This is a genomic window from Agromyces sp. P1_H4 (assembly GCF_056405255.1).
In genome coordinates this window covers 1-8,301 of the sequence record NZ_JBFUCL010000155.1, presented here as the reverse complement: position 1 = coordinate 8,301, position 8,301 = coordinate 1, and the positions used below count along the sequence as shown (strand labels likewise).

Here is an 8,301-nt window from a genome sequence, read left to right as displayed (position 1 = left end):
CACGAGGCGCTGCGCCTCCTCGTGGTCGGTGACCATGTCATCGCGGGCCGCGGCGGACTTCTTCGCCTTGCGCATCGACTGGAAGTAGTGCCAGAGCGTCGGGATGAGGGTGATCACCACGGCGCCGAGGAGGATGACGTCGATGTACTCCTGCACGAACGCGGCCACCGGCGGGATGTAGCCGATGAGGTAGCCGAAGTAGGTGAGCCCGACGCCCCAGATGAACGCGCCGATCAGGTTGTAGAGCGTGTACTTGCGGTAGTTCATGTGGCCGACGCCGGCGGCGACGGGCGCGAACGTGCGCACGATCGGCACGAAGCGCGCGAGGATGATCGCCAGGGCGCCGAAGCGCTCGAAGAACGCGTTGGTGCGCTCGACGTTCTTCACGCTGAAGAGCCCCGACTCCTTGCGTTCGAAGACGCTCGGCCCGAACTTGTGGCCGATCAGGTACCCGACCTCGCCGCCGAGGAACGCCGCGAAGCCGATCGCGAGGCACACCCACCAGATGTCGACGCCGAACACCAGCGAGGTGTTCGTGAGCAGGCCCGAGATGACGAGCAGCGTGTCGCCCGGGAGCAGGAAGCCCACGAGCAGGCCTGTCTCGGCGAACACGATGGCGCACACCACGACGAGGGCCCAGGGGCCGGCCGCGGAGATGATCGTCTCGGGGTCGAGCCAGGGAATCAGGGAGGTGTGGACCATGGAAGGGGGCTCCAGTCGTCGGACACGGCGGATGCCGGTCAGCAGGCGGCGTGGTGTCGTTGCAGTCTACCGAGCGGATGCCGCGCGCGACTGGGTTCGCGCCGGGAATCATCCCCGGGGATGACGAGGTGCGCTGCGGCGAAGCGCTCTCCGATGAGCTCGTGCGTGGCGGTGTCGGGGTGGAGCGAGTCGGGAAGCGGATGCGCCCGGGCATCGGTCTCGCCGTACAGGGCGAGCCCGTCGAGGTAGCTCAGGTTGGGATCGTCCGAGCGCGCCTCCACGACGCCCGCCAGTGCCGTGCGGATCACCTGGAGGGTCAACCGGCCCTGGGCGGTGTCGCCCGGCTGGCCGGTCGCGACGAACCTCATGCCGCCCGTGCCCAGCGACGTGGGATCGATCGCACCCGGCCCGGGCGTGTCCTCGTGGATTCCGCAGAAGATCGGCGAGACCAGCAGGATCGGCGTGGTCGGATGCCCGTCGCGGATCGTGTCGAGGAATCCATGCACGGCCGGCACGAAGCTCCGCAGACGCATGGCGTCGTGGTTCACCACGTTGATGCCGAGCTTGATGCTGATGAGGTCTGCGGGGGTGTCGCGGATGACGCGAGCCATGAACGGGTCGACCAGCGCGCTTCCGCCGAAGCCGAGGTTGTGCAGGCTGACGCCCGCACGTCGGGCTGCCACCGCCGGCCAGGTGCGGGTTGGCGACGTCGAGTTCGAGCCCTGGCTGATCGAGCTGCCGTGGTGGACCCAGACCGGCCTTCGCCGATCGTCGGGCCCGACGGGCAGGTCGGAGTGCAGGGAGACGAGCTCGATCGCCTCGTTGTGGGGAAGCCACACCTCGACCGACTTCTCGCCGGCGGGGAGGCCGTCGATGACGATGCGGTCGGTGCCGCCCGGCACGAACGTCGACTCGCCGGTCTGCAGGTCGAGCTCGACCCGGTCGCCGTGAGCGAGCACGTGAGACCAGTGGTCGGCGCCGTCGACGACGACGTCGACCGCGCCCCGCATCCGGTCCACGCCGCGATAGGCCACACGTGTGGCGTGCATCGCGACCGTGATCGAGCGGGCCGCCGTCACCATCTCGAGCCGCACGCCCGACGGCTGCGCCTCCATGAGCGACAGCTGCTGGTCGGCGTCACGCTCGCGGACGGCCCGGGGGAGCCGGTGCGGCCTGATTCCGCGGGGCGTCGCTTCGAGTTCGATTGCTCCGTGGATCAACTCCGCGGTGATCGGTGTGGCGATCATGGTGTGCCTTCGTTCGGGTCGTTCGGGTCGTTGGGGTTGTCCGGGTCGTTCGGATCTGCCGGGGTGGTCGGCCTGGCGGCCCAGTCCTGCAGGACCGAGTCGAGCGCATCGATGAGTCGAGGCCACGTGGAATCGGCGGGCGGCGCACTGTGCGCGAAGTTGCCGACCCGCTCGAGCGTGACGAATCCATTGATGGCGCTGCCGACGATCCGTGTCGCATGGACGTGCTCACCCGGCGCGATCCCGTAGCCCAAGAGCACGGTGCTCGTCGCCTGGACGAGCCGCCGGGCGGCCGGTGCTGCGGCGACGTCATCGCCCTGCGGCGTCTGCAGGGCCTCCCAGCATCCCGGGCGTTCGCGGGCGAATGAACGGTGGGCGTCCGCGAAGCCGGTGAGGGCGGCCTTCGCCGCTCGCCCCATGATGGCCTCCACGATGCGATCGGCCAGTTCCTGGAGGGCAAGGATCGCGATGCCGTCACGCAGGGCCTGGAGGTTGCGCACGTGGCTGTACAGGCTCGGCGCCTGCACGTTCAGCGAGCGGGCGACGTCGGCGATCGTGAGCGCGGCGAAGCCGTTGGCATCGGCCAGGGAGGCGCCACGTTCGATGACCGCTGAGGTCGACAGTGCCGAGGTTCGCATTCGTTCAGCCTAACAGCATTAGGTGAACGCCTATGCAGCGTAGGTAATTCGCGCCTCGCTAGACCTCGGCCTTCCAGAGGATCTCGCGGATCGGCCCCTCTCGGGCCTTCGACTCGACGAAGTCGAACGATGCCTGGATGAGCCGTTCGAGCACTCCGAGGTCGACATCGCCGAGCCGCCGCAGGTACACGCAGTAGCCGGTGGTGGAGTGTGTGCCGAGCTCATCCAGCAGTTCGGCATGGCGCGCGGTGCCATCCATGAGGTAGATGGTGAGCTTGCCCTTCCTCGGATAGAAGCCGATCGTGTGACCGTCTCCCTCGCGTCCGGTGTCATATCGGTAGTGGTACGTGCCGAACCCGATGGTGCCGACATTCCACAACGTCGGCGGGTGCCCGCTGATCCGCTGCATCATCTCGATCAGCGTCTCGCTGTCGCGGGCGGTCTGCTCGTCGAGCGAAGCAAGGTAGCGGTCGACCGTGCGGTCGTCGTCGTCGCTCATTCGGCCTCGGATCGTCGCCGTCCCGCGAGGAAGTGGATCCATGGACGCTACTCCATCGCGGGCGGGGCCGCAGGTCGGGTAGATTGCCGCCACTGCCTCCCACTCGCTCGGAAGGGTCGTCGATGACGGACACCACCTGCCACATGTCGATCTCACTCGACGGCTTCGTCGCCGGTCCCGACCAGAGCCGCGACAACCCGCTCGGCAGGCGTGGGATCGAGCTGCACGGCTGGCACATCGGCGACCCCCGCGCGAACGATGCCGACGAGATCGCGGCGGGCTGGCTCATGCGTCCACGCGGTGCGTACGTGATGGGCCGCAACATGTTCGGGCCGATCCGCGGCGAGTGGGACGAGGAGGACTGGCGTGGATGGTGGGGTGCCGAGCCGCCGTACCACGCACCGGTGTTCGTGCTCACCCACCACGCGCACGAGCCGATCGAGATGGAGGGCGGAACGACCTTCCACTTCGTCACCGACGGCTTCGACGCCGCATACGCACGCGCCCTCGAGGCGGCCGGCGACGGCGGCGTCGACATCGCGGGGGGCGCATCCACGGTTCGGCAGGCGCTCGTGGCCGGGGTCGTCGACGAGCTCACCCTCGACATCGCCCCGGTGCTGCTCGGCTCGGGCGAGCGGATCTTCGACGGCGTCGACTCGTTCGGGTTCGAGCCCGTCGAGGTGCTGCAGTCGCCGCTGGCCACGCACATCCGGTATCGCCGCGCGAGCTGACCCGCGCGGCACTGCGGGCCAGGGCGTGTCGGCGGTCGGCGATAACGTCGGCCGCATGCAGCACGGCTTCATCTACACCGGGTCCGATCCGGCGTTCGCCGTCGAGCTCGCGGCGCTCGCCGAGGAGTCCGGGTGGGACGCGTTCTTCGTCTGGGAGGGCATCTGGGCCACCGATCCGTGGTCGACGCTCGCGGCGGCCGCCATGGTCACCGAGCGCATCCGGCTCGGTACGATGCTCACCCCGGTGCCGAGGCGCCGGCCGTGGGAGCTCGCGGGGCAGACCATGACCGTCGACCGCCTCTCGAACGGTCGGGTGATCCTCTCAGCCGGCCTCGGCGTCCCCGCCGACGTCGAGCAGCGGTTCTGGATCTTCGAGGACGATCCCGGCCGTCGCGTGCGCGCCGAACTGCTCGACGAGGGCCTCGAGCTCATACAGCAGCTCTGGCAGGCGGAGCCGTTCGAGTACGAGGGCGAGCACTTCCGAGCGACGCGCACCGACGCCATGCTGCCGCCGGCGATCGTGCAGGAGCCGCGCATTCCGACGTGGGTCGTCGGCGTGTGGCCCCGCACGAGGTCGATGCGTCGCGTCGCCCGCTACGACGGCTGGATCCCGAACTACGCGCCGCCCGGCGCCGACGGCATCGACCCGGTCGAGCAGCAGCGCACCTACACGCCCGAGATCGCCGCCGACGCGATCGCGTGGATCCGCGCCGAGCGTGACCGCCTCGGGCTCGGCGACCGGCCGTTCGACATCGTGCAGGAGGGCACCACCGGCGGCGTCGACCGGGTCGCGGATGCCGCGGTCGTGCGTCCGTGGGCCGACGCCGGCGTCACGTGGTGGCTCGAGGCCGACTGGCGGGTTCCCGCCGAGCGCGTCGCCCGGTACTCGCGCGAGCGGGTGATCGCCGGACCGCCGCGGCCGTAGGCTCCGCGGCATCCGTCACCGGCGCCGGCGGAGCGCCGACTCAGGAACGCTGCGGATACGGGTACTCCGGCGAGCGCCCCTGGAACTGGAGGATCGCCTCGTTGCGGACCTGGCCGTGCTCGATCTCGGTCGCACGCCTGATCGTGTCGGAGGCGGCCCACGCCTCCGGACCCTCCATGACGATGCGGAGGAACGGCATGAGCGCCTCGCTGATCTCCCACGTGGCGGAGTTCCAGAGGTACGACGGACTGTGGTCGACCGCGTAGTAGTTCGTCGACTCGCCGACCGTGAACATCGGATCGGCGAACGAGGTGGGCTTGGCCCACTCGAACCCCATGCCCGCGTCGATCGACACGTCGACGATGAGGCTCCCGGGGCGGAAGGCGGCGAGGTCCTCCGTGCGGAGGTAGGTGAGCGGCGCGTTCGGATCCTGCAGGGTGCAGTTCACGACGATGTCGTGGGCGGCGAGGAACGGTGCCAGGTCGACCGGGCCGTCCTCCGTGTTGACCGTGCTCGCATACGGCGCGTCGGGGTCGTGCTCGAACTGGATGATGTCGATCGACGGGATCGGCGATCCGACGGCGGCGGTATCGCGGTTCGTCAGCACGCGCACGTCGTGGATGCCGTGCGCGTTCAGCGCCGTGACCGCGCCGCGAGCCGTCGCGCCGAAGCCGATCACCACCGCGTTCAGCCGACGACCGTAGTCGCCCGTCGAACCGCACAGCTGCAGCGCGTGCAGCACCGAGCAGTACCCGGCGAGCTCGTTGTTCTTGTGGAACACGTGGAGTCCGAACCCGCCGTCGGCCTTCCAGTGGTTCATGGCCTCCCACGCGATGAGGGTGAGGCGCTTGTCGATCGCGAACTGCGTCATCTCGCGGTCCTGCACGCAGTGCGGCCACCCCCAGAGCACCTGGCCGTCGCGGAAGTCGGCGAGGTCGGAGGCGAGCGGCTTCGGCAGGGTGATGACGTCGGCCTCGGCGAGGATCGCCTCGCGCGAGGCGATGGCGCCGACGAACGGGGCGAGCTGCGCATCGGAGATGCCGAAGCGGTCGCCGTACCCGGTCTCGAGCATGAGGTTCGCGCGGAGGTCGTCGTCGATCCGCTCGAAGTGCGAGGGATGGATCGGCAGGCGCTGCTCGTCGACCTTGCGAGAGGTGGCCATCACCCCGAGCCGGAGCAGTGCGGGGGCGTTCATGATCATGATGACCTCCTGCCCTGAGGGTACGTCACCTGGATGGCACCGATTCGCCCCGAAGTGGTCATGACACACGACGACGTCCCGTGCCACGATGGGCCCTGGGGGAAGGGGTGTCCATGGGGGAGTACCCGAACATCGCGGACCACGGGCTCATCGGCGACCTGCAGACCGCCGCGCTCGTGTCGACCGACGGCACGATCGACTGGTTCTGCAGTCCGAGGTTCGACTCGCCGAGCATCTTCGGGTCCCTGCTCGACGCCGAGCAGGGCGGGTTCTGCCGGGTCCGGCCGATCGCCGACGACTACGTGACCCGGCAGCTCTACCTGCCCAACACCGCGATCCTGATCACGCGGTTCATGACGGAGGCGGGCGTCGGCGAGGTGGTGGACTTCATGCCGGTCGCCGGCCACGAGGCGACCGATCGGCACCGGATCGTGCGCCTGCTCCGGGTGGTGCGCGGCACCATGACGTTCGAGGGCGTCGTCGAGCCGCGCTTCGACTACGGGCGTGCCGAGCACACGATCGAGCCCGTCGAGGGCCACGGCGTGCGGTTCACCGCCGGCGACCAGTCGCTGACGGTGCACCGCGTCGGCGGGATGATCGTGCATGGCACGGAGCGCGCCGGTCACGTCGAACTCGTCGACGGCGGCATCCGCATCACCGGCACGCTGAACGCCGGGGAGATCACCGGCGTCGTCATGGAGACCGGCGGTGCCGACCCGGCCCAGGTCTCGGAGGACGAGTTGCGCGCGCTGTTCGCCGAGACACGCGCCTTCTGGCGCGAGTGGAACAACCGGTCGACGTACCGGGGCCGGTGGCGAGAGATGGTCGCCCGGTCGGCGATGACCCTGAAGCTCATGACCTACGCGCCCACGGGCGCACTCGTCGCCGCACCCACGGCGGGCCTGCCCGAGCAGGTCGGCGGCGAACGCAACTGGGACTACCGCTACACGTGGATCCGGGACGCGTCGTTCTCGGTCTACGCACTGCTCGGACTCGGCTACACCGAGGAGGCCGAGGCGTTCGTGGCCTGGCTCATGGACCGGGTGAAGGAGAGCGTCGGCACCGGCTCGGGGCCACTGAAGATCATGTATCGCGTCGACGGGTCGTCCGACCTCGTCGAGGAGTCGCTCGAGCACCTCGCCGGATACCGCGGCTCGCTCCCCGTGCGCATCGGCAACGGCGCGGCCGACCAGATGCAGCTCGACATCTACGGCGAGGCGATGGACTCCATCCACCTCGCCGACACCCACGGACTCCAGCTGCCGCACGTCGGGTGGACGCAGATCAGCAGCATGCTGGACTGGGTCTGCGACAACTGGGACCAGCCCGAGGAGGGCGTCTGGGAGACGCGCGGCGGCCAGCAGAAGTTCACGTTCGGCCGCTTCATGTGCTGGATCGCGCTCGACCGCGGCATCCGGCTCGCGCAGGAGCACGGCCGGCCCGCCCCCATCATCCGCTGGCGCGAGCAGCGCGACGCGATCTACGAGCAGGTGATGACGACGGGGTGGCACGAGGAGCGCCAGGCCTTCGTGCAGCACCAGGACACCGACGTGCTCGATGCGTCGCTCCTGGTCATGCCGCTCATGGGCTTCATCGCGCCGCGCGACCCGATGTGGCTGTCGACGCTCGCGGCCATGGACACCGAGCTCGTCTCGGACAGCCTCGTCTACCGCTACAACCCGAGCGCCTCGCCCGACGGCCTGCGCGGCTCGGAGGGCACCTTCACGCTGTGCTCGTTCTGGTACGTCGACGCGCTCGCCCGGTCGGGATTCCTCGACGAGGCGCAGCTCACCTTCGAGAAGATGCTCACCTACGCCAACCACCTCGGGTTGTACGCCGAGGAGATCGGGCTCACGGGGGAGCAGCTCGGCAACTTCCCGCAGGCGTTCAGCCACCTGTCGCTCATCAACGCGGCGGTCAACCTCGACTACCAACTCGACCACGGGTCGGGCTTCGTCGACCCGGTGCTGAGCTCCGGACGCCGGACCCGCTAGGAGACGACCATGGCGACCACCGGATCCGCAGCGACCGAGCCCGAGGGCGACGTGCTCGTCATCTTCGGCATCACCGGCGACCTGGCGCGGGTGATGACGTTCCACTCCCTCTACAAACTCGAGCAGCGCGGCCTGCTGCAGTGCCCCATCGTGGGCGTCGCGTTCGAGGACTGGACGATCGACCAGCTCGTCGAACGTGCCCGCACCTCGATCGTCGCCACCGGTGAGACCCTCGACGAGTCGGTGTTCCAGCGATTCGCCGCGCGTCTCAGCTACGTGCACGGCGACTTCGCGGATGCCGCGACCTACGACCGCGTCGCGGCCGCCGTCGGCGACGCGACCACCCCGGTCTCCTACCTTGAGG

The 8,301-nt window shown here is 69.4% G+C and carries 8 protein-coding genes and 1 pseudogene; 4 read left to right on the top strand and 5 right to left on the bottom strand.

Annotation, left to right across the window (positions count from 1 at the left end; translation table 11 throughout):
* From AC1DY2_RS10840 to AC1DY2_RS10825, 4 genes are all read right to left on the bottom strand, one after another.
* The coding region (locus AC1DY2_RS10840; protein ID WP_476762437.1) for a DedA family protein at positions 1 to 702 on the bottom strand (702 nt) is incomplete at its 3' end.
* A 38-nt stretch (positions 703 to 740) separates the two neighbouring features.
* Positions 741 to 1,949, bottom strand: a complete 1,209-nt coding sequence (locus AC1DY2_RS10835; RefSeq protein WP_476762436.1) for a GDSL-type esterase/lipase family protein — start codon at positions 1,947 to 1,949, stop codon at positions 741 to 743.
* Positions 1,946 to 2,587, bottom strand: coding sequence for a TetR/AcrR family transcriptional regulator (locus AC1DY2_RS10830; protein WP_476762435.1), 642 nt, complete (start codon positions 2,585 to 2,587; stop codon positions 1,946 to 1,948). The genes AC1DY2_RS10835 and AC1DY2_RS10830 overlap by 4 nt, the downstream gene beginning before the upstream one ends.
* 58 nt (positions 2,588 to 2,645) lie before the next feature.
* Complete coding sequence (locus AC1DY2_RS10825) at positions 2,646 to 3,086, bottom strand: DUF1801 domain-containing protein (protein ID WP_476762434.1); 441 nt, start codon at positions 3,084 to 3,086, stop codon at positions 2,646 to 2,648.
* 122 nt (positions 3,087 to 3,208) lie between these two features.
* Here AC1DY2_RS10825 and AC1DY2_RS10820 point away from each other — a divergent pair, with 122 nt between their 5' ends.
* Positions 3,209 to 3,817 (top strand): dihydrofolate reductase family protein, encoded by a 609-nt coding sequence (locus AC1DY2_RS10820; RefSeq protein ID WP_476762433.1) that lies wholly within the window; start codon positions 3,209 to 3,211, stop codon positions 3,815 to 3,817.
* A 55-nt stretch (positions 3,818 to 3,872) separates the two neighbouring features.
* Complete coding sequence (locus AC1DY2_RS10815) at positions 3,873 to 4,742, top strand: LLM class flavin-dependent oxidoreductase (protein ID WP_476762432.1); 870 nt, start codon at positions 3,873 to 3,875, stop codon at positions 4,740 to 4,742.
* A 40-nt stretch (positions 4,743 to 4,782) separates the two neighbouring features.
* On the opposite strand, the gene AC1DY2_RS10810 is transcribed toward AC1DY2_RS10815, so the two are convergent.
* The gene (locus AC1DY2_RS10810) at positions 4,783 to 5,937 is read right to left on the bottom strand and encodes a N(5)-(carboxyethyl)ornithine synthase (RefSeq protein WP_476762438.1); all 1,155 of its coding nucleotides are present in this window, start codon (positions 5,935 to 5,937) and stop codon (positions 4,783 to 4,785) included.
* Positions 5,938 to 6,056: 119 nt separating this feature from the next.
* Here AC1DY2_RS10810 and AC1DY2_RS10805 point away from each other — a divergent pair, with 119 nt between their 5' ends.
* Both AC1DY2_RS10805 and AC1DY2_RS10800 read left to right on the top strand, forming a co-directional pair.
* Complete coding sequence (locus AC1DY2_RS10805; RefSeq protein ID WP_476762431.1) at positions 6,057 to 7,937, top strand: glycoside hydrolase family 15 protein; 1,881 nt, start codon at positions 6,057 to 6,059, stop codon at positions 7,935 to 7,937.
* Between the two features lie 9 nt (positions 7,938 to 7,946).
* Positions 7,947 to 8,301: pseudogene (locus tag AC1DY2_RS10800) on the top strand (hypothetical protein); the annotation flags it as partial.

Excerpts from the sequence above, each read along its gene's own strand:
- AC1DY2_RS10835 (WP_476762436.1), bottom strand. The coding sequence starts at position 1,949 with ATGATCGCCACACCGATCACCGCGGAGTTGATCCACGGAGCAATCGAA.
- AC1DY2_RS10830 (WP_476762435.1), bottom strand. The coding sequence starts at position 2,587 with ATGCGAACCTCGGCACTGTCGACCTCAGCGGTCATCGAACGTGGCGCC.
- AC1DY2_RS10825 (WP_476762434.1), bottom strand. The coding sequence starts at position 3,086 with ATGAGCGACGACGACGACCGCACGGTCGACCGCTACCTTGCTTCGCTC.
- AC1DY2_RS10820 (WP_476762433.1), top strand. The coding sequence starts at position 3,209 with ATGACGGACACCACCTGCCACATGTCGATCTCACTCGACGGCTTCGTC.
- AC1DY2_RS10815 (WP_476762432.1), top strand. The coding sequence starts at position 3,873 with ATGCAGCACGGCTTCATCTACACCGGGTCCGATCCGGCGTTCGCCGTC.
- AC1DY2_RS10810 (WP_476762438.1), bottom strand. The coding sequence starts at position 5,937 with ATGAACGCCCCCGCACTGCTCCGGCTCGGGGTGATGGCCACCTCTCGC.
- AC1DY2_RS10805 (WP_476762431.1), top strand. The coding sequence starts at position 6,057 with ATGGGGGAGTACCCGAACATCGCGGACCACGGGCTCATCGGCGACCTG.